Consider the following 21,082-nt stretch of genomic DNA (forward strand, 5'->3'; position numbering starts at 1 on the left):
CGCACCGGGTGCGGGCAGAACACGCACCGCCGGGGGACCGGGACGCCCGTGCCCGCGCGTTCCGGGCTCGCGGGGCCCGGCCCCGGCGCCCGGGGTTCTCCGGCTCCGGCGACCGTACGTACGCACCGCCCGCCGGCCTCCCGCCGCGCCGGCCCGTGCGGCGCCAACTCCCTGCCATGCGGGGGCGGTTTCCGGGAAGACGGCTGGACGGAGAGTCTCCCGCCGCCGACGGAGGTGCACGCCAGATGGTCCGGTCCGAGAGCTCCTCGCCCTCCCCGAGGTGGATCACCCCTCTCCTCCTCGTGGTCCTCCTGCTGGCCGGGGTGCTGCTGGCGGGGCAGCTCCGCCTGCTGCCGGAACTGGGCAACCCGTTCGCCACCGAGACCGAGGACCGCACCGGCCCCGCGGTCCTCAAGTCCCTCAAGGACATGAGCCGTTACGAGGGCGCCTCCGGCACCTTCCAGGTCGTCGTCGACCTGGACAAGGACGCCAAGTTCCTGCCGGACGCCGTGCGCGGCAGCCGGACGCTGTTCGTCGGCACCGGCAGCGTCGGCGCGTACGTGGACCTCGGCGGCCTCGGCGAGGACGCCGTCACGGTCACGGACGACCGCGAGGGCGCGACGGTGCGGCTGCCGCGCGCCCGGCTGGAGAAGCCCGCGCTGGACGTCGAACGCTCCTACGCCGTGACCAAGGAGCGCGGGCTCCTCGACCGGCTCGGCGACGTCTTCTCCGACAACCCGGGCGACGAGCGCGAGGTCCACAGGCTCGCCGTGGAGCACATCGGGAAGGCCGCGGAGGAGAGCGGTCTGGCGGCGCGCGCCGAGAAGAACACCCGGGACATGCTGGAGAACCTGCTGCGCTCCCTGGGCTTCGAGCGGGTCTCTGTGTCCTTCGGCGAGAAGTAGGCCGGGCGCGGGCGCTCCCCGCCGCCCGTGCGGGCGCCCGCCGCGCGGCGCCGTCCGGAACCGGGGCGTCCCCTCCCGTTCCCCCGGAAGTCCGGTCCGGCTATCGTACCGACCGGCCGGTAGGACGCGCGGTCGCCCGGCAGGTCCGCCGTACGGCCCGGCCGCGGGCGGGCGGCGGACCGAGGCGGCCGCACACCGTCCGGCCCGGTCGCCGACCGGGCCCCTTCCGAGGAGGAACGCGATGCCGCGCGCCCTGTCCAACGGGATGGAACTGGAGTACGACACCTTCGGCGCGCCGGACCGCCCGGCACTGCTGCTGATCATGGGGCTCGGCACCCAGATGACCGCCTGGCACCCGCGCTTCTGCCAGGCGCTCGCCGACCGGGGCTTCCACGTCGTCCGCTACGACAACCGCGACTGCGGCCTGTCCACCTTCCTGGACGGGTGCCCGTCCCCGGACATCAGGGCCGTCCTGGCGGGCGACACCTCCACCGTCCCCTACGGCATCGCCGACATGGCGCGGGACGCCGCGGGTCTGCTCGACGCCCTGGGCATCGACGCCGCGCACGTCGTGGGGGCCTCGATGGGCGGCATGATCGCCCAGCAGCTCGCGATCGACCACCCGTCCCGGGTGCGCTCGCTGTGCTCGATCATGTCCACCACCGGGGACCGCTCGGTCGGCAGGGCCACCCCGGAGGCGATGGCCGCGCTGGTGGCGCCGCCGCCCCGCGACCGGCGGGAGGCGGGGGAGCGGGGCGTGCGCTCGTTCTCCGTGATCGGGTCGCCCGGCCACCCCGTCCCGCCCGAAGAGCTGCGCGAGCGGGCCGAGGCCGCCTACGACCGGTCCCCCCGGACCGACGGCTTCGCCCGCCAGTACGCCGCGATCCTGGCCTCGCCCGACCGCACGCCGCACCTGCGCGCCGTCACCGCTCCGGCGCTGGTCGTCCACGGCGCCGACGACCCCCTCGTCGACCGCAGCGGCGGCGAGGCGACGGCCGCCGCGATCCCCGGCGCCGAACTCCTGGTGATCCCCGGCATGGGGCACGACCTCCCCGAGCCGCTCTGGCCGCTCCTCGCCGACGCCGTCGCCCGCAACGCCGCCCGTGCCGACGACCGCGTCACCGCGCCCGCCCCCGCGGACACCGGCGCGGACACCGGCGCGGACGGGACCGGGCACGGCGGCTGACGGTCCGTCCCGCCCTTCCCGGCCCTCCCGGCCCCGGTCGGCCGCCCGCACCGGCGCGGGCTTGACCCTGACACCGTGTGAGGCCCTGCACTGGGAGGCGTCATGTTCACCATCGGAGACTTCGCCAGGCACGGCCGCGTGTCGGTCCGCATGCTGCGGCACTACGACGCGATCGGGCTGCTGCGCCCCGCCCGGGTCGACCCGGCCAGCGGCTACCGCTTCTACGAGGCGGGCCAGCTCGCCCGGCTCAACCGCGTCATCGCCCTGAAGGACCTCGGCTTCACCCTCGAGCAGGTGAGGTCGATCCTCGACGAGCGCGTGGGCACCGAGGAACTGCGCGGGATGCTCAGACTGCGGCAGGCGGAACTGGAGGCGGCCGCGGCGGTCGCCGCGGCGCGACTGGCCCGGGTCGGGGCGAGGCTCCGGACGATCGAGAGCGAGGGACGCATGCCCACCGACGACGTCGTGGTCAAGAGCATTCCGCCGGTGCGGGTGGCCGAGCTGACCGGCATCGCCGACAGCTACGGGCCCGAGGACATCGGCCCGGTCATCCAGCCGCTGTACGAGGAGCTGTGCCGCCGGCTGGAGCGCGCCGGGGTGGAGCCGGCCGGTCCCGGCATCGCCTGGTACGAGGACGCCCCGGACGGGGACGGCGCGGTCGTCGTCCACGCCGGCGTCACGGTCGCGGCCGACCCCGGAGGGGGCCGGGACTTCGCGATCGTGGACCTGCCCGGCATCGACCGGGCCGCCACCATCGTCCACCGCGGCCCCATGGAACAGATCATGCCCACCGTCCAGGCCCTGGCGCACTGGATCGACACCGGAGGCCACCGTTCGGCCGGCTACGCGCGGGAGCTGTACCTGGAGTGCCCCGAGGACAGGGAGAAGTGGGTGACCGAGATCCAGGAGCCGATCACCGGGGCCTGACCCCGTACGGCGCCGGCGCCCCGGACCCGCCCGCCGCGGGCCCGGGGCGCCGGCGCCCACGCCTCCCGCCCGGCCCCGGAGCCGGCCGCGCCGCCGCTCCCGCTCCCGCCCCCGTCACGGCCCCCGCTCCCGTCACGGCCAGGAGGTCTCGCTGCGCGGCACCACGACCAGCTCGGGCATCACGCTGCCCTCCGGCACCGACAGCGCGCACATGACCGCGTCCGCCACGATGTCCGGACTCTGCAGCTTGGAGGTGTCCGCGTCGGGGAAGCGCTCCGTCACGAACGGGGTCTCCATGCCTCCGGCGATCACCCCCGTGACCCCGATGCCGAGGCAGTCGCGCTGCGCCTCCTTGAAGAGGGTGTGCGTGAAGGCGCGCAGCCCGGACTTGCCCGCCGAGTAGGGGCCGGCCTCGGTCCAGGTGCGGTTCGACGCCGTGGACAGGATGTTGACGATGTGGCCGCCACCGCGGGCGACCATGCGCCGGTAGGTCTCCAGGCACATGTACATCGGGCCCAGCAGATTGGTGGAGACCACCCGGGTGACCTCCTCGGCGGACAGGTGCTCGATCGGCTTGGAGACGTCCACGGCGGCGTTGTTCACCAGGATGTCCAGCGGCCAGGACGCTTCGTCCAGCCCCCGGAAGGCCGCCTCGACCGCCTGCGGATCGCGGACGTCCACCTCCAGGAAGCGGACGTCGGCGCCCTCCTCCTCGCTGAGCCGGGCGCAGAACTTCTCGCCCTCCTCGCGCCGTACGTCCACCACCCGCACGGCGGCTCCGGCCCGTGCCAGGCGGCGGGTGATGGACGCGCCCAGACCGCGCGCCCCGCCCGTCACCAGTGCGCGTCTGCCCGACAGGTCCAGTCGTACGGTTCCGCCCACGGCGCTGCCTCCTCACTCGGCCGCTCCGGCCGCTGTCGCGTCCGGCCGGAGTGTCCTTCCGGGGGGTGCCGAAACGGGCGCCGTCCGCCGGAAGGGGGACGGGCGGCGCCCGTTTCACCCGGACGGGGCGCGACGGGCGGCTCCCGCGGGGCGGCGGGCTCCGTGCGGAGGGCCTTCCGTGTGCGGGGCGTCCGTGTCACCCCCTGTGTCACCGTCTGTGACACCCCCTGTGTCACCGTCCGTGCCGGTGGGCGCGCGGGCGGCGATGAGTTCCGCCCGTGCGGCCGGTCTGCCCTGATGACCCCACGACAGGAGGCCGGCCTTGGCAGTTCACGAGGAACCGCGGACGCCCGACCGGAAGGCCGCGCTCGTGCTCGCCGCCGACGGCCCGCTCACCCGCGCCGACATACCGCGGCTGTGCGAGCGTCTGCGGCGTGTGCTGGTCCGCGCCCGCGTGGACCCGGTGGTCGTGGACGCCGGGGAGTCCTGCGCCGCGGACATGGTCACGGTCGAGGCGCTGGCCCGGCTGCGGCTCACCGCCCACCGCCTGGGCGGCCGGATCCGGCTGGCCGGCGCCGACGGCGAGCTGCGGCGCCTCCTCGCCTGGACGGGGCTGGACGAGGAGGCGTTCGCCGCGGACACGGACACGGACGCGCCCGAGGGGGACGCGGTCGGGGCGGACGCGGGCGGGGCGCCGGGCCCGGACCGCTCAGCGGGAGCCGAGCCGCGGGGGCAGCCCGAACAGGGGAAACAGCCGGGCGGTGTCCAGGAAGGAGTTGAGCGCGGTGACCCGGCCCCCTGACACCTCGACGACCTGCAGCGCCCAGGGGGAGAAACCGCCCTCCGGGTCCGGCCGGTACTGCCCGAACGCCTGGCAGCCGTTCGCGGCGACCGGCACCAGGCGCGACCCCCGGCAGGCCGCGCCGTGCCCGGTGAACCACGCCCGTACGTCGGCGTGGCCGCGCAGCCACATCCCGTAGGGCGGCATCGACAGCGTCGCGTCCTCGTGCAGCACCGCGGTGAGGGCGTCGAGGTCGTACGCCTCGAAGGCGCTGACGTAGCGGGCCAGGAGCGCGCGCTGCTCCTCGTCCATCGTGTCCGTCCGCCCCGTGGGGGTGATCTCGCTCGACGCGATCGTGGCGCGGGCGCGCTGGAGCGCGCTGTTGACCGACGCGACCGTGGTGCCCAGCAGCTCGGCGACCTCGCTCGCCCGCCAGCTGAGCACCTCGCGCAGGATCAGCACCGCCCGCTGCCGGGGCGCCAGGTGCTGGAGCGCCGCGATGAACGCCAGCCGCACCGACTCCCGCGCCACGGCGGTCTCGGCCGGATCGCCGCCCTCGGGCAGGATCCGGGCGTCCGGCATCGGCTCTATCCAGGTGGCCTCCGGCAGCACCGGACCCGGCCGCGTCTCCGCCCCCGACGGGGACGACAGGTCCATGGGGCGGGCGCGCCGCTGGCTGCCCCCGAGCATGTCCAGGCAGACGTTGGTGGCGATGCGGTACAGCCACGACCGCAGCGAGGACCGGCCCTCGAAGCGGTCCAGGGCGCGCCAGGCCCGCACCATCGTCTCCTGTACGGCGTCCTCCGCCTCGAAGGCCGACCCCAGCATCCGGTAGCAGTAGCCCGTCAGCTCCACCCGGTGCCGTTCCAGCCGCAGCTCCTCCCGCTCCGGCTCCGCGGGCTCGCGCGTCACCGCGCCCTTCGTGCCGTCCACCGTCGCGACGTCACCCATCGAGGCCCCCTGTCACCCTCTGTCACCCTCGTCCGTGCCCTCCGCGCCGGTGGCGGGAGGGCGCTGCGCACGCTCTTCGGCGGCGGCCGATTCCCCGGCCGACCACTCCCAGCAAAGCACCGGCCACTGACAACCGCGCCCGGAAGCCGTCCGCCGCGGTCGTCAGACCTCCGCCCGTCCGGGCGTCCTGCGGCGGCGACGGCGGGAGCGGGGCACCCGGAACCGGCGCTTGAGCTCGTACAGCACCGGGTGCCGGTCCCGCTCCTCGCGGGTGTAGCGGTCCAGCTCCTCCGCCAGGCGCGTCGAGCGCTTCTCCACGTCCAGCTCGTCCAGCACCCGGTCGAACTCCGACAGCAGCGCCCCCAGCAGGTGCCACTGGCGCGGGTGCTCCTGGACGCGGGCGAGCAGCAGGTGCGCGACCCGTTCGCGTCCGGCGCGCCCGGCCTCCATCTCGGTGGCCAGCCGCTCCTCCGCCTCCTCGGAACTGTTGCTGTTGGGGCTGGTGACCAGGACGGCGAAGCTCTGCACCGCCCCCGCCACGTGGCCGAACAGCTCCTCCAGCGCCTCGGCCACCTCGTGGGGGAACAGCGGCTCGTCCTCGCGCTCCTTGGCCAGGTCGGTCAGGGTCCGCGACATCGCGCGCATCACGGTGGTGCAGATCTCCAGGGTGTCCAGCCCCGTCCGCAGCACGACCCGGGACAGCAGCGCCTCCTTGACCCGGGGGTTCAGGCGCAGGCTCTCCTCGGCCTGGACGAGGGCGGAGTCGACCTGCGTGATGTCGTTGTCCAGCCGCCGCGCCTCGTGGAGCCGGGCGGCCGCCCGGTGCACCGGAGTGGGGGCGCTCAACTGCTCGCCCATGCGCAGCAGCAGCCTCCGCATCCGGTCGGCCAGGTCGACCAGCGCCTCCTCGGCGGGCTGCACCCACACCGGGGGCACGAACAGGAAGTTGAACAGCAGGCCGACCGCGGCGCCGATCAGGGTCTCCAGCACCCTGCTCAGCGCCAAGTCCGTGGCGTGGGAGACCCCCAGCACCAGCATGGCGCTGATCGCCACCTCGGGGATGAAGTCGCCGGCCCGCACCAGATGGCCGACGGCCAGGGAGGTGAGGATGAGCAGGCCCAGGCTCCACCAGCTCAGACCCACCAGGGCGCTGAAGCCGACCGCGACCGTGACCCCGGCCACCACGGCGTTGACCCGGGTGATGCCGCTGGTGATCGTGGCGTAGAGGGTCACCTGGACGACCAGCAGCGCGGTCAGCGGGGCCAGCAGCGGGGCCCGGGCGTCGGTCAGCCAGAGGGCGGCGACGTAGGCGAGGGTCGCGGCTGCGGTGGAGCGGAGGGCCTGGACGACCACCGGCTCCCTGCGCCGCTTCACCAGCTCGATCACGGGTTCGGGAACTTCAGGCACACTACGGCCCTTCCCGTCCGGAGAAGATCGACACCGGCTGTCCTCCCACCGCTCCACGACGCTTTCCCGCGCTCCTGCCCGCGGTGGCCGCCGGGACCGTCCGGAACGGCGGAACCGCTGGCGGCCGGGCCGGGCGGCTCCGGGCCGGGCCCACGGCGGACACCTCGCTCCCGGGCGTGCGCGGCCCCCACGGCGCACGGCGGGAGGGGGGATCCAGGGGGATCCGCGGCAGACGTCCCGTCCCGCTCCGGGCGGCGCCGCACACCGACACCACCGTTCCCGCCCGGCACGGGTCCGTAACCAGCGGCCGGCCGGTGAGGACCGCCGCGAGGCGCCGCCACCGTCCGCGCGTTCCGGGAGGTCCCGGGCCGCGGCACACGCCGTCCGGCCGGCGAGGCGGGCATGCGCCGGTTCCCGGCCGCCGCCCGCGGCCGTCCTCCGCCGTACCCGGACGGCGTACGGCCGTCCGCCCGGCGGCGCGGAATGTCTGGGAGGGCGGGAACGGGGTAACCAGCAAGGCCACAGGCCGGGTGTACGCGGGCGCGCGCGACGCTCACACGGGCTCCTGGCAGCCGGGCGAGGAGGCGGTGAAGGGCAGTGGGGACCACCAGGGACGGCGGCGGGCCGGCGAGCGCGGCCGACCGGACACAGGAGCCCCGGGTCCTGCGCGCGGTCTTCGAGAGCCTGGGCGCCGGCATCTACGCCACGGACGCCACGGGCCGCCTCATCGCCGCCAACCCCCGGGCCGAGCGGATGGTGGCGCGGCCGGCGGAGGAGATGCTCGGCCGGGACATGCACGATCTGCTGCACCGGGACGCGGACGGAGCGGAGGTCCCCCGGGAGCGGTGCCAGATGCTCAGGGTCCTCACCGACGGCCGCCCGCGCGAGGGGGGCGACGAGTACCTGCTGCGGGGCGACGGCACCACCCTGCCGGTCATCTGGTCGGCCGCCCCGCTGGAGTTGCCGGGGGAGCCGCCCGGCCTGGTCCTCGCCTTCCACGACTTCAGCGTCCGCAGAGCCGCGGAGCGGCAGACGGCGGCCTACCTGGCGGCGCTGGAGGCGCTGACCACCCGTCTGACGCTGGTGTCGGAGGTCTCCTCCGTCCTCATCTCCAGCCTGGACGTCCCGCAGGTGCTCCGGCAGCTGAGCCGTCTGCTGGTGCCGGACCTGGCCGACTGGACGGCGGTGGACGTGCTCACCGGGCAGCCGGACGAGGTGCGGCGCATCGCCGTGCACAGCGGTGGCGATCCGGAGGCGGCCCGGGAGCTGGAGGGACCGCTGCCGCCGCTGGCGGAGTCCGCCAACGCGGGCCTGGTGCGCGCGCTGCGCGGCGCCGAGACGGTCGTGCTGGGCCGCGAGGACATCGCGCGCCGGCCCGACTCGCCGCTCACGGCGGCCCACCGGGGGCTGTTCGACCGGCTCGGCGGGCACAGCGCCGTGGTGGTGCCGCTGCACAGCCGCCGCCGGGTCTTCGGGGCGTTCACCGCGGCCCGCGCCGGCGACTCGCCGCCGTACACCGAGGACGAGGCGATGGTGCTCGCCGACATCGGCCGCCGCGCCGGGCTGGCGATGGACAACGCCCGGCTCTTCGACCAGCAGCGGCACGTCGCCGAGACCATGCAGCGCCAGCTCCTCACCCCGCTGCCCCAGGTCGACCACCTGCAGATGGCGGCCCGCTACCGGCCCGCCCAGGTGGCGGCCGAGATCGGCGGTGACTGGTACGACGCCTTCCTGCTGGAGGACGGGGTCACCGCGATGGTCATCGGGGACGTGGTGGGTCACGACCTCCAGGCGGCCGCCCACATGGCCGAGGTCCGCAACATGCTGCGCGCCCTGGCCTGGGACCGCAAGGAGCCCCCCAGCGTGATCATGCGCCGCCTGGACGAGGCGATGACCAACACCAGCGACGCCCCCATGGCCACCGTCGTCTTCGCCCGCATCGAGGGCCGCGAGGGCGGGCCCTGGCAGCTGCACTGGGTCAACGCCGGGCACCCGCCGCCGCTGCTGGTCACCTCCGACGGCCGCACCCGCTTCCTGGAGACCGGCCACGGCCCCCTGCTGGGGATGAGCGCGACCCTGAACCTGGGCATGCACTGGCCCGACGCCTACGAGCCCCTGCCGCCGGAGTCGACGGTGCTGTTCTACACCGACGGGCTCGTGGAGAGCCGCACCCGGCCGATCGACACCGGCATGGAGCTGCTGTGCCGCCACGCCTCCGCCCTGGCCCGCCACGAGCTGGAGGAGCTCTGCGACGAGCTGCTGGAGCGCATCGACCCCCGCGGCGACGACGTCGCCCTGCTCGCCCTGCGGCTGCCGCCGCGCGGGGCGGGCGCTCCGGGCGACCGCACCCCGCCGCCGTCCGGCGACAGCCGGCCGCACAGCCCCGCCGACCCCTCCAGGTCGGCTCCGGGCGCCGAGGCGCTGGGCGCCGACGAGACCTTCTCGCAGGCGCCCCACGGAGCCGAGCGTCCGCCGTCGTCCTGAGTGGGCCTCGCGTGGTCCGGCCCGCCGCTCGGCGGGCGGGCCCCCGTCGGCGTTCCCGTGTGGTGTGTGGTGGTTCAGGCCACGAGCAGGCGGAGGCCGAGTTCTGCCGCGTCGAGGGCGACGAGGTCGTGGTTGCGCTCGGCCCACCGGCCCGAGGAGAGGTCCCGGCGGAGTCCGTCCACCGCCCGCCGCTCGGCCTCCGGCCCGACTCTGGTCCATACCGACACCGCGCGGCGCACGTGGTCCTCCAGGTATGCCCCGGGCCGGCGCCAGTAGGCCTCGAAGAAGCCGTCGGCGCAGTCCCACGGAACGAGCACCGGGTCCATGCGGGCCCCGATCGCGCGGGCCGGCCGGTCCACCGGGGGCCGGCCGGCGACCAGGCCGGCGACCTCGGGCAGGTAGTCGCGGGTGAGCCAGAACCGGTGACGCCATCCGGCGTCACCGGCGTCATGCGTGAACACCACCACGCGGCGGGCCACGCGCCGCATCTCGCGCAGCCCGGCGATCGGGTCCCGCCAGTGGTGGAGGGTGCTGAAGGCCATCGCGGCGTCGAAGGACCGGTCCTGGAAGGGGAGGTTCTCCGCGGCGGCGGCCACGCACGGCGCCGCGCCGGCGGGACGCAGCGCCCGCATGACCGCCGACGGCTCCACCGCCGTGACGTCGCGGTCGGGGGGTTCGTAGGAGCCGGTGCTGGCCCCGACGTTCAGCACCGTCCGCGCGTCCCCGAGCGCTTCCCAGACCTGCGCGGCGATCCGCGGCTCGGTGCGCCGCGTCGCCGGGTAGGCGGAACCGATGGCGTCGTACAGCTGCGCGCCGAACACTCTCAGCTGCTCCTCCGGTGTCGTCCTGATCCCCATGGCCCGTGCCTGCAGTTCCCCGTCGATGGCCGTCACCATGGCGGCGGCGCGGTCGCGCTGTTCCAGCAGCAGGCCGCGCAGCCGGCGCAGGCGCGCGACCGCGTCGGTGGCCGGGTCGTCGACCAGGTCCGCGATCTCGCGCAGCCCGAAGCCCAGCCGCCGGTAGGCCGGCACCTCCCGCAGCCGCTCCACGTCGCCCGCCGAGTAGGCCCGGTACCCGGCCGCCGTCCGCGCGGACGGCCGTACGAGGCCGATCCCGTCGTAGTGGTGCAGCGTGCGGACGGTCACGCCGGCCAGCCCGGCCACGCGTCCCACGGTCAGGTGTTCCTCCACCCCGCCGACGATGCGGCATGACGCCGCGTGAGGGTCAAGCGCTCCGCGCCCGGTGCCGCGCGTGAACCGGCCACACCCGGACCCCCACGGGAAACCAGGCGACCCCGCGCCTCGGCGTACATCGCCGCCGTCCGGCTCCGCACACGACCGGCCGGGCACCCCCTAGGGCCCGCGGTCGAGCGCGGCCCGCGCGGCGGCGATGTACGCCGAGGCGCGGGGGAGTCCGCCGAAGGCCCCGGCCATGGCCTCCAGCACCGCGGAGAGGGCGTGGACGGGCAGACCCCGGGCGGCCATGATCCGGCCCGTCCACGCCACGAAGCCCTCGAACAGACCGGGGTCGTCCACGTACAGCGCGGCCGCCAGGTACTCCACAACGCGGTGGAGGTCCTCGGCGGTGTGCTCCCGCTGCCGCCCGGTGTACCCGCGCACCTCCGGGAACCGCTCGGGCAGCGCCGCCAGGACCTCGTCGACGATCCGGGAGCGGGCGCCGTTCACCAGGGCGTGCTCCCGCTCGCCCAGGGGCGGCGCCCCCTCCCCGCCGTCCCGGGGGAGGGCGGAGGGGGGCGGGATGCCCGCCGTGAGGCGCTCGGCCGCGGCGCGGGCGCTGCCGGCCCAGGCGTCGGCGCCCAGCAGGCGGGCGTACCGGCCGCCCGGTCCGAACCCGCCGCCCCCCGCCAGCACGGGGACGCCGGCGGCCTGGCAGGCGGTGATGGCCGCGTGGGCGACGGGCAGCCGCACCGGCAGGGAGCACGACAGGGCCACCGCGTCCGGGCCGGTGGAGTGCACGTGGGCCACCAGCTGCCGGGTGGCCACGTGGGCCCCCAGGAAGTCCACCCGCCAGCCGCGCAGCCGCAGCACCTCGGCGACCAGCCGGGCGGGCAGCGTGTGCCACTCGCCGTCGGCGCAGGCCACCGTGACCCGGCCGAGCCGGGCGGCGGCCCGGGCCGCCGGATGGGCGGCGACGGCGGTGACGGCCCGGTCGCTGATGGCGGTGGCCGCGTGCTCCTGGGCGACGGTGAGGCGGTTCTCCGCCCAGCGGACCCCGACCCGCCGCTGGGCCGGCGCGACGACCTCCAGCAGGACGTCCTCGGGGGGCAGGCCCCGGTCCAGTGCCTCGGTGACCAGGGCGACGGCGGAGCGCTCGTCGGCGTTCTCCAGCGCCGTCCAGAACTCCTCCATCCGGGCCGCCGGGGACGGCGTGCCCGGCGTCTCCGGTGTCTCCGGCGTCCCCCGGCTCACCGGTCGCCCCCTCCGCGGCCGGGGCCGCCCACCGCGCTCAGCGGTGTGCGGTGGGCGGCGGTGACGGCCACCAGCGCGATGTCGTCGTGCTCCCGGCCCGCCAGCCACTCGGAGGTGAGCATCCCGACGCGCTCGACGACGGCCTGGGCGTGCATGCCCGCGCAGGAGCCCAGGGCGTCGGCCAGGCGTTCCTCCCCGAACATCTCCCCGTAGGGTCCGCCCCGGGCCTCGGTGACGCCGTCGGAGTACAGCAGGCAGGTCTCCCCCGGCAGGAGCACGGTGGAGCACGTGTTCGCCGACACCTCCGGCAGCACGCCGACCAGCGTGCCGGAGGTGTCGGCCGCCTCGACCGCGCCGTCGCGGCGCAGGAGCAGCGGCGGCGGGTGCCCGGCCGAGGTCAGCCGCAGGGCGACGCTCCCGGCGCCGTCCTCCGGGGCGCCGAACGAGGCGAGCACCAGGGTGGCGAACCGGTTCTGGGGACCCCTCAGCAGCGCGCGGTTGAGCAGGTCCAGCAGGCGCTCGTGGTCGGACTCGACCAGCCGCAGCGCCGCGAGCGTGTTGCGGATCTTCCCCGTCAGGACGGCCGCCTCCGGGCCCTTGCCGGCCACGTCGCCGAGTACGACGTCGGTCTCCCGGCCGGGGCCGTCGGCCGGATGGACGTCGTAGAAGTCGCCGCCGACGCGCTGGGCGGTCTGCGCGGGGCGATAGGCTCCGGCCAGCTCGACGCCCTCCAGGTGCGGCAGCGGGGGCGGCAGCAGCTCCCGCTGGAGCACGGCGACGGTGGTGACCTGCTCCGCGTAGAGCGCGGCGGCCGAGATCGCCGCGCCGGCGCGGGCGGCGAAGATCCGGACCACGGTGTCCTCCTCCGGGCCGGGCTCCTCGCTCCCGGTACGGCGCAGCAGCACCATCGCCCCGGCGGTCTCCCCGCTGCCCGGCAGCGGGACGACCGCCAGCGACGCCGGGCGGCCGAACCCCCGGGGCGGCAGCCACGCGGGGACCCGCTCGGGACCGGCCCACCGGGAGGACACCGGCGGGAAGCCGGCCAGCGCCTCGGCCAGGCCGGGCACCTCGTCCGCGGTCGCGGACGGCGTCTCCTCCTCCAGCCGCCCGTCGGAGACCGCCCGGGTCACCTCCAGGCCGCCGCCCCGGGAGGTACGGACCACGACGGCGGCGTCGGCGAGGTGGCCGGCCGCCAGCCGGGCGGTCGTCACCACGCACCTGCGCGGGTTGAGCGACGACTGGAGCCGGGCGGAGGCCCGGGCCAGGAAGGCGGTGCTCTCCCGCTCCGAGCGCAGCGAGCGCTCGGTGCTCTCCCGGCCGGTGACGTCCGTCAGCCACCAGGCGGTGTGCCCGTCCGGCAGGGGAGCGGCGCGCGCGGTGAAGACGCGGCCGGCCAGGGAGCCGCGCACCGTCACCGGCGCCCCGGGGTCCGCCCCGCCGCGCCGGCCGTGCGCGGCGGCCAGCCAGCCGGGCGCCGTACGGGCGTCCAGGAGCGCCCCGGCGGCGAGGCCGGGCATCAGGGCGTGCGCCGCCGCGTTCACCAGCGACACCCTTCCGCGCCGGTCCGCCGCGACCACCGGCACCGGCGCGGACTCGACCAGCGCGCGGTAGGGGGGCACGGCGGACGCCCGCTCGTCGCCGCCGCTCCGGGCGTGCGCGTCCGCGGGGACGTCTGAGGGCAGGGGAGGGTCGGTCACGGAAGAACGGGGGCGCGGCACGCACGGCGCCCCGCCCGGTCACCCCTTCGGCTGTCGGCGCCGGTGGACGGCTGCTCGGTCTCCACGGTCTCCAGGGTCCCGCGGAGGAGGCGAGGGGCGCGCATCCGTACCGTCGCGCCCTCCCGGACCGTCCTCCCGGGGGCCTTGTTCGCTTCCATCCTCCCTCCCGTACCCCCGGACGGGTGACTCACCCGGCGTCCCGGGCACCGGGGCCGCGGTCGGAGGCGGGCCAGACGTACGGCAGGTCGTCCGGCACGTCCGGGAACAGGGGCGCGTAGTGGTCGGGGTCCTTGCGGACCAGGGCGGACCGGTGGCTGAGGTGGAAGGCGGGCTCCCCCAGCCAGGGCGGAAGCTCCCCGCTCCGCGCCAGCTCCTCCTGGGAGCGGGGCGAGGCGATGCCGGTGGCGTGCCGCAGATCGGTCAGCATCGTGGCCTCGCAGGTGTCGGCGCGCCCCGCCAGGCGCCAGTGGCGGCAGATCTCCATGCCGTAGCGGACCAGCGCCTCCTCGTACCCCGTCCACATGCGCACGGCCGGATGCCGGGCCCAGCCGTAGCCGGGCACGGTCAGGGCGCGCAGCACCTGAAGGGCTTCGACCCGCTGCTTTCCCAGCCGCCGGGCGTCGAGCACACGGGCCGTCGCGGCGAAGCCGGGGAGCGGCAGGAACGTCTGCACGGTGTCCCACCCGTCGTCCCATCCATCGTCCCATCCATCCCTTCCCGCCCCCCTCGGCACGGACTGCGATCATCGCAGCCCGCGCCGGCCTCCGCAGTACGGGTACGGCCGGGCGGGTGCCCGCGGCCGTACCCGCGGCGGCGCGGGTCAGCCCTCGCGGGCGTCGACGACGCGGCGGATCTTGCCCACCGAGCGCTCCAGGGTCTCCGGGTCCACCACGCTCACCTCGACGGTGATGCCGACGCCGTCCTTGACGCCCCGGGCGATCGCCCCGGCCGCGGCCTCGCGCTGCTCGGGCCCGGTGCCGGGGCGGGCCTCGACGCGCACCGTCATGTGGTCCGTCCGGCCGCGGCGGGTGAGGCGTATCTGGAAGTGCGGGGCCACGCCGGGCACCCGCAGCAGGATCTCCTCGATCTGGGTGGGGAAGACGTTGACCCCGCGCAGGATGATCATGTCGTCGCAGCGGCCGGTGACCTTCGCCATGCGGCGGAAGGCGGGGCGCGCGGTGCCCGGCAGCAGCCGGGTCAGATCGCGGGTGCGGTAGCGGACGACCGGCAGGGCCTGTTTGGTGAGGGAGGTGAGGACCAGCTCGCCCTCCTCGCCGTCGGGCAGCACCTCGCCGGTGACCGGGTCGACGACCTCGGGGTAGAAGTGGTCCTCCCAGATGTGCAGCCCGTCCTTGGTCTCCACGCACTCCTGCGCCACGCCCGGGCCGATCACCTCCGACAGCCCGTAGATGTCCACCGCGTGCAGTCCGGCGCGCTCCTCGATCTCGCGGCGCATCTCCTCCGTCCACGGTTCGGCGCCGAAGATCCCGGCCTGGAGGGAGGAGGCGCGCGGGTCGACGCCCTGGCGCTCGAACTCGTCGAGGAGGGTGAGCATGTAGGAGGGCGTGACCATGATGATCTCGGGCCGGAGGTCCTGGATCAGCCGCACCTGGCGCGCCGTCATGCCGCCGGAGGCGGGGATGACGGTGCAGCCCGCCCGTTCGGCCCCGTAGTGCGCGCCCAGCCCGCCGGTGAACAGGCCGTAGCCGTAGGAGACGTGCACCTTGTGCCCGGGACGGCCGCCCGCCGCCCGGATGGAGCGGGCGACCACGTCCGCCCACACCTCCAGGTCGCCCCGGGTGTACCCCACCACGGTGGGACGCCCGGTGGTGCCGCTGGAGGCGTGCAGCCGGCGCACCTCGGACATCGGGACGGCGAACATGCCGTAGGGGTAGGTCTCGCGCAGATCGGCCTTGGTGGTGAACGGGAAGCGCGCCAGGTCCGCAGGGGAGCGGCAGTCGTCCGGGGCGACGCCCGCCTCGTCGAAGGCGCGCCGGTAGTGCTCCACGTTGCCGTACGCGTGCCGCAGGGTGGAGCGGAGCCGGTCGAGCTGGAGGGCCCGCAGCTCCTCGCGGTCCATGCGCTCGGCCGCGTCCAGCAGGCCGGGGTCGGGGGCGTCGCCCAGCCGCGGCGCGGGCGCGGCCGGGCGCGCGGGGACGGCCGGGCCGCCGCTCACGGCGCCTCCTTCCGGCCCCGGGCGCCGCGGTCGCCGACGGTGCGGCTGCGCCCGCGGAACTCGGCGATCACCTCCCCGTCCCGCAGGACGGTCACGTCGTAGACGCCGCTGCGGCCGAAGCGGGTGCGCTCCTCGGCGACGGCCAGCAGCACGTCGCCCTCGTGGGCGGGGGCGGTGAAGACGACGTCCGCGCCGGCCGCCACGGTCACCGGGCCGTGGCTGTTGCAGGCGCAGGCGAACGCGGTGTCGGCGAGCAGGAACAGGAAGCCGCCGTGGGCGACGCCGTGGCCGTTCACCATGTCCGCGGTCACCGTCATCCGCACCGCCGCCGAGCCGCCTTCGGCCCGGAGCAGTTCGATGCCCAGGCCGCGGGAGGCCCGGTCGGCGGCGAACATCCGCTGGGCCGGCCCCTGTCCGGTCTCCGTGAGCTGTGTCATGCGCCTCCACCAACTCCGTCATGGGCCGTCATGGGCCGTCATGGGCCGCCGTGCGCCGGGCGGGCCTTGAGCCCGACCGACCATTCGGTTAGCTTTGCGGCGACGCCAGGTAAACCGAGACCCGGACCGCGTGTCAAGGGAGGGGACGCCCGCCGGTACGGTCGCCCCGTCCCTGACGGACGATCCGGCGCGCACGGCACGCGGACCGGCGCACCGGGTACGAGAAGACGAGGAGAGCTCATGGCAGCGGCACCGGGAACCGTCGGAGTGGTGGGCGGCGGGCGGATGGGCGCGGGCATCGCGCAGTCCTTCGCCACGGCCGGCTCGGCCGTGGTCGTCGTGGAGAGCGGGGAGCAGGCCGCCGCGGCGGCCCTGGAGCGCGTCGCCACCGGCCTGCGCCGGGCCGCCGAGCGCGGCAGGCTCGACGAGCCGGCCGAACGGGTCCTGGCGCGCGTCACCACCGCCACCACCGTGGACGACCTGCCCGCCGGCGCCGACCTGGTCGTCGAGGCCGTACCCGAGGACCCCGCCCTCAAGGCCCGGCTGCTCGCCGCCGCCGAGAAGGCCGTGGGCGAGGCGACGGTGCTGGCCACCAACACCAGCTCCCTGTCCGTCACCGAGCTCGGCGCCGCCCTGGCCCGCCCCGAGCGGTTCCTGGGCATGCACTTCTTCAACCCCGTCCCGGCCTCCGCCCTGGTGGAGCTGGTCGTGGCCGGGCGGACCGCGGACGGCACCGTGCGGGCGGCCCTGGAGTGGACCCGCGCCCTGGGCAAGAAGGACGTCGTCGTCAGGGACTCGCCCGGCTTCGCCAGCAGCCGCCTGGGCGTGGCCCTCGGCCTGGAGGCGATCCGGATGGTCGAGGAGGGCGTCGCCGAACCCGAGGCCATCGACGCCGCCATGAGCCTGGGCTACAAGCACCCGATGGGACCGCTGCGGCTGACCGACCTCGTCGGCCTGGACGTGCGCCTGGCCATCGCCGAGTACCTCCACGGCACCCTGGGCGAGCGCTTCGCGCCCCCGGAGCTGCTGCGGGAGAAGGTCGCCCGCGGCGAGCTGGGCCGCAAGAGCGGCCGGGGCTTCTACACCTGGGAGGACTGAGCCCGCGCCGGGCCCGGCCGGGGCTCCGCGCCCCGCCGGGCCCTCGCGCGCCGGTACGCGGTCGCTTGGCGCTGTCGTGCGTGCACCGAACGTGGCATCCTCCTGTCTGCCGACGGTTGCGTCGTCACGGGGGAGGGCCGGTCGGATGGAGGAGTCCGGAGCGGGAATGGGCATGCGGGGGCGCAGCGGCATCCTGGCCCTCGTCGCCGAGTGCCTGGACCAGCCCCCCGGCGCGGAGCGGCCGGTGACGATGCTGGTCGGCCCGCGGGGGAGCGGGGCGAGCGAGGCGCACGGCGCCGTCATGGGCCGGTTCGGGACGGAACACCCCTTCGCGTACCTCAACTTCGCCGCGGACCAGGCCCTGCTGCCCCGCTACGCCCTCGCCCTGATCGCCCGGCAGCTGGAGCGCAAGCTGCCGCAGTACCGCGTCTCGCGCTTCCCCCGGCTCACGCTCGGACTGCTGGCCTCGGACCGCGAACTGCGGATGCCCGACCGCTCGCAGGGGCGCCGCGCCGTCCAGCGGCAGCTCGACGAGTTCCGGCAGCAGAACGAGGCCCGGTACGGCGACTACCTCTCCGCCTTCCTGGAGGTCGCCGGCAGCGCGCTGGGCGCCCCCAACGGCGCCCCCGCGGTGGTCGCCGCGATCCTGCGGGACACCGCCCGGCGCGGCGGGCGCAGACTGCCGGGACGGATCTTCGCCGGCGCCCCGCAGTGGTTCGGCGACCATCCGCTGGTGCCCTCCCAGGACCCGTGGGACGCCCTGCTGGAACTCAACATGTGGCGGCACAGCGGCACCGAGCAGGAGAAGCGGATACTCGACCGCGTCCTGTTCGCCGCCTTCCTCGACGACCTCCGCCACGACACCACCCGCTGGTTCGCCCCCGGCTCGTACCTGCTCCTGCTCGACAACTGCCACACCGACCAGGGGCGGCTGTTCCTGGAACTGCTGACCGGCGCCCGCCGCGACGCCGCCCTGGCCGGGGCCGTCTGCGACCCCCTGACGGTGGTGGGCAGCTCCAACCGCTGGCTGGAGAACTGGGGTTCGTCCGCGGGCGACCAGTGGCCCTGGCGGCTGCGCGGCCCCGACCGGGCGTCCCTCGACGACTGGCGCGAACGCCGTCCGGCCCACGACAGCGACGACTCCTGGTGGTACCCGCTGCGGCTGCGCGACCTGACGCTCGACGAGGTGCGCACCGGCATCGAGCTGGCCTCGCCCCGCCACTCCGGCCTCGCCCCGTTCGTGTACCGGCTGACCCGCGGCCTGCCGGTGGCGGTGCGGCAGGTGATGGACGTCCTCGACCTGGCCAACGCGCCCCGCCGGGGCAGCGGCGAGTTCGACCTGTGGCTGCGCTCCCTGCCCGGCCGGCGGATGCGCCGGGCGCCGCACGACACCCTGGCCGACGCGGCGCTGGACCACCTGCTGGAGGACTTCCCGGCGGCCCAGCGCGACGCGCTGGTGCGGTGCGCGGCGGCCCGCGACCTGTCCGCGGGCAGCAGGATCCTGGGAGCGGTGACCCCCGGCGACGCCAGCGAGTCGCTGTTCAACGAGGTGCGCTCGCGCTGGCTGCTGGAGACCGAGCGGACGCAGCCGCGCCTGCACCCGTGGCTGCGCAGGCTGCTGCTGTGGCGGCTGGCCGCCGACCCCGGCGAGTGGGACGCCGTCCACGAGCTGATGGGCGACCACTTCGAGGCGGAGGGCCTGCCGGACGAGGCGATGTACCACCGGCTGGCCGCGCACCGCGTCGACGAGGTGGTGGACCACCTGACCGGCCGCTTCCGGGAACTGAGCGCCGTCCGCTGGATCCGGCTGCTCAACGCGGTCACCGCCGCGCCCAGCCGGCTGCCCGCCGACCGGCCGCCGCTGGCCCTGCTGGGCGACCTCGCGCCCGAGGCGCCCACGCACGCGATCACCGACGTCTCGGTGATCCGGGGACTGGTGTGCGCGCGCTGGCTGTGGAGCGACCCGCTCGGCGACCCCGGGCTGCGGCTGAACAGCGTGATCGCGGCCAAGTACGACCGGCTGTCCGAACTGAGGGGGAGTGACATCGTGGCCCTGTACGACGAGGCCGAGCGCTACCGGCACTGGCGTCATCCGCTGACGGCCGCGGACGAGGGGTGAGGGGCGTGGCCCGGCGCCGGATCTCCCTGCTGACCGTCAAGCGCACCGCCACCGCGGCCGTGGTGCTGGCCGTCCTGGCGGGCGCGTTCCTCTTCGCCGACCACCTGCTGGACGAACGCCGCTCCCGCTGCGGGGAGGGCGTGGTGAGGAAGGGGCCGTCCGGCGAGTGCGTCGGGGTCAGCGACGGCTCGTACGCCTTCGCCGACCACCTCCGCCCCGTGACCGAGCTGATCGGGCGGGAGAACGCCAGGGCCGTGGAGAGCGGCGAGCCCTACGTCAGCGTCGCCTACATGACCGCCTTCACCCTCAACGAGGACGACAGCAACTCCGAGGAGTCGGTGCGGCACGAGCTCCAGGGCGCCTATCTGGCGCAGTGGCGGCACAACCGGAGTTCGACCCCCAGGATCAGGCTGCTGATCGCCAACGCCGGCAGCGGCTCCGCGCACTGGGAGCACACGGTCGGGGAGCTGGTCCGGCGCAGGGACACCGACGACCGGCTGGTGGCGGTGACCGGCCTGGGCCCGAGCACGGACGCCAACCTGGCCGCGCTCAGGCGGCTGTCCGGGAACGGCCTGGCCACGGTCGCCAGCACGATGACCGACACCGACATCCGCGGCATAAGGGGCTTCGTGCGCGTCACCCCGACCAACCGGGACGAGGCGTGGGCCGCGGCCGGCCACCTCAGGCGCGAGGGTGTCGACACCGCCGTGGTGGTCAAGGACGTGGCGGACCGGAACCTGTACGCCCGCACCCTGAGCCGGGACTTCAACGCCGAGTTCGCCGAACGCGGGGGCGAGGTGGTGGCCGAGGACAAGACGTTCGACTCCTCGATCCCCGGCGCCTGGAAGAACGAGCTGTGGTACATCTCGCAGCAGTTGTGCGAGTACAGGCCCCAGGTGGTCTACTTCGCCGGCCGCGGTCAGCACCTGACCCACTTCCTCGACGCCCTGGCCAACCGGGACTGCGCGAGGTGGAGGTTCACGGTCATGACCGGCGACGACACCACCAACCTCACCCCCCGGCAGCTCGCCGAGGCCGCCGACAGCGGCATCCGGGTGCTCTACACCGGCCTGGCCCACCCGGACATGTGGCGGGACGACCCCGAGGGGGTGTCCCCGGAGACGATCTGGTTCTTCCAGGAGGGCGGGAGGAAGGGCGGCGCCGAGCGGGCCGGAGCCGCGGACGGCAAGGCGGACGGCAAGGCGGGCGGCGGGGGAGAGGACGAGGCGGCCGAGGGGGAGGACGGCGGGAAGAAGAGGCTGGACGACCTCTTCCCCCAGGACGCGCGCGGCGACGGCCAGGCGATGATGTCCCACGACGCGGTGCTGACCGCCGCCACCGGGGCGCGGATGGCGGTCCGCTTCGACAACGCCGCCACCGGCGAGACGGTCGGCAGCATGTTCCGCCAGATGGACGGCCACCAGCGGGTGCCGGGGGCGAGCGGTTTCCTGTCGTTCGCCAACGACGGCAACCCCAGGGACAAGGTCCTCCCGGTCCTGGAGCTGAAGCCCGACGGGAACCCGGTCTTCGTCGAGGCCGTCGCCCCCCGGCGCTGAAGCCGCGCCGGGCGCCGGACCCGCCG

Annotated in this window: 17 protein-coding genes; 8 read left to right on the forward strand and 9 right to left on the reverse strand. The window is 75.7% G+C overall.

The genetic code is table 11. The annotated features are described in order from the left end of the window. Positions 1-245: 245 nt before the first annotated feature. The 3 genes from QC029_RS22535 (at position 246) to QC029_RS22545 (ending at position 3,018) form a co-directional block, all read left to right on the forward strand. Positions 246-905 (forward strand): DUF4230 domain-containing protein, encoded by a 660-nt coding sequence (locus QC029_RS22535; protein ID WP_279557569.1) that lies wholly within the window; start codon positions 246-248, stop codon positions 903-905. Between the two features lie 241 nt (positions 906-1,146). After that, the gene (locus tag QC029_RS22540) at positions 1,147-2,091 is read left to right on the forward strand and encodes an alpha/beta fold hydrolase (RefSeq protein WP_279557570.1); all 945 of its coding nucleotides are present in this window, start codon (positions 1,147-1,149) and stop codon (positions 2,089-2,091) included. A 102-nt stretch (positions 2,092-2,193) separates the two neighbouring features. Next, positions 2,194-3,018: a MerR family transcriptional regulator gene (locus QC029_RS22545; protein WP_279557571.1), complete on the forward strand. Its 825-nt coding sequence runs from the start codon at positions 2,194-2,196 to the stop codon at positions 3,016-3,018. 132 nt (positions 3,019-3,150) lie between these two features. Here QC029_RS22545 and QC029_RS22550 read toward each other — a convergent pair whose 3' ends face one another. Next, a complete protein-coding gene (locus QC029_RS22550; protein ID WP_279557572.1) occupies positions 3,151-3,900 on the reverse strand; it encodes an SDR family oxidoreductase in 750 nt (249 codons plus the stop codon). A 322-nt stretch (positions 3,901-4,222) separates the two neighbouring features. Here QC029_RS22550 and QC029_RS22555 point away from each other — a divergent pair, with 322 nt between their 5' ends. Beyond that, positions 4,223-4,702, forward strand: coding sequence for an STAS domain-containing protein (locus tag QC029_RS22555; protein WP_279557573.1), 480 nt, complete (start codon positions 4,223-4,225; stop codon positions 4,700-4,702). Here the strand turns inward: QC029_RS22555 and QC029_RS22560 are convergent. Beyond that, on the reverse strand, positions 4,610-5,632 hold the full coding sequence (locus QC029_RS22560; protein WP_279557574.1) for a sigma-70 family RNA polymerase sigma factor: 1,023 nt from the start codon (positions 5,630-5,632) through the stop codon (positions 4,610-4,612). The genes QC029_RS22555 and QC029_RS22560 overlap by 93 nt on opposite strands. 162 nt (positions 5,633-5,794) lie before the next feature. Further along, positions 5,795-7,039 carry an aromatic acid exporter family protein gene (locus tag QC029_RS22565; protein WP_279557575.1) on the reverse strand — a complete coding sequence of 415 codons (1,245 nt, stop codon included), beginning with the start codon at positions 7,037-7,039 and terminating at the stop codon, positions 5,795-5,797. Positions 7,040-7,702: 663 nt separating this feature from the next. Between QC029_RS22565 and QC029_RS22570 the strand changes: the two genes are divergently transcribed. After that, positions 7,703-9,523, forward strand: coding sequence for a SpoIIE family protein phosphatase (locus QC029_RS22570; protein WP_279557612.1), 1,821 nt, complete (start codon positions 7,703-7,705; stop codon positions 9,521-9,523). Positions 9,524-9,597: 74 nt separating this feature from the next. Here QC029_RS22570 and QC029_RS22575 read toward each other — a convergent pair whose 3' ends face one another. The 6 genes from QC029_RS22575 to paaI form a co-directional block, all read right to left on the reverse strand. Beyond that, entirely contained in the window at positions 9,598-10,713 is a 1,116-nt protein-coding gene (locus QC029_RS22575) for a MerR family transcriptional regulator (protein ID WP_279557576.1), read from the reverse strand. 162 nt (positions 10,714-10,875) lie between these two features. After that, positions 10,876-11,952: a cobalamin-dependent protein gene (locus tag QC029_RS22580; RefSeq protein ID WP_279557577.1), complete on the reverse strand. Its 1,077-nt coding sequence runs from the start codon at positions 11,950-11,952 to the stop codon at positions 10,876-10,878. Beyond that, a complete protein-coding gene (locus tag QC029_RS22585) occupies positions 11,949-13,649 on the reverse strand; it encodes a SpoIIE family protein phosphatase (RefSeq protein ID WP_279557578.1) in 1,701 nt (566 codons plus the stop codon). The genes QC029_RS22580 and QC029_RS22585 overlap by 4 nt, the downstream gene beginning before the upstream one ends. 208 nt (positions 13,650-13,857) lie before the next feature. Then, entirely contained in the window at positions 13,858-14,343 is a 486-nt protein-coding gene (locus QC029_RS22590; RefSeq protein WP_279557579.1) for an MSMEG_6728 family protein, read from the reverse strand. Positions 14,344-14,490: 147 nt separating this feature from the next. Further along, a complete protein-coding gene (paaK, locus tag QC029_RS22595) occupies positions 14,491-15,750 on the reverse strand; it encodes a phenylacetate--CoA ligase PaaK (RefSeq protein WP_279557613.1) in 1,260 nt (419 codons plus the stop codon). Positions 15,751-15,842: 92 nt separating this feature from the next. Beyond that, positions 15,843-16,283: a hydroxyphenylacetyl-CoA thioesterase PaaI gene (gene paaI / locus QC029_RS22600; protein WP_279557580.1), complete on the reverse strand. Its 441-nt coding sequence runs from the start codon at positions 16,281-16,283 to the stop codon at positions 15,843-15,845. A gap of 240 nt (positions 16,284-16,523) precedes the next feature. Between paaI and QC029_RS22605 the strand changes: the two genes are divergently transcribed. From QC029_RS22605 to QC029_RS22615, 3 genes are all read left to right on the forward strand, one after another. After that, positions 16,524-17,381, forward strand: a complete 858-nt coding sequence (locus QC029_RS22605; protein WP_279557581.1) for a 3-hydroxyacyl-CoA dehydrogenase family protein — start codon at positions 16,524-16,526, stop codon at positions 17,379-17,381. A 145-nt stretch (positions 17,382-17,526) separates the two neighbouring features. Next, positions 17,527-19,500: a hypothetical protein gene (locus tag QC029_RS22610; protein ID WP_279557582.1), complete on the forward strand. Its 1,974-nt coding sequence runs from the start codon at positions 17,527-17,529 to the stop codon at positions 19,498-19,500. A gap of 5 nt (positions 19,501-19,505) precedes the next feature. Continuing rightward, positions 19,506-21,056, forward strand: coding sequence for a branched-chain amino acid ABC transporter substrate-binding protein (locus QC029_RS22615; RefSeq protein ID WP_279557583.1), 1,551 nt, complete (start codon positions 19,506-19,508; stop codon positions 21,054-21,056). Positions 21,057-21,082: the final 26 nt, after the last annotated feature.

Origin of the sequence: Streptomyces sp. DH37 (assembly GCF_029813835.1) — a bacterium.
In the GTDB taxonomy this organism is placed as follows: Bacteria; Actinomycetota; Actinomycetes; order Streptomycetales; family Streptomycetaceae; genus Streptomyces.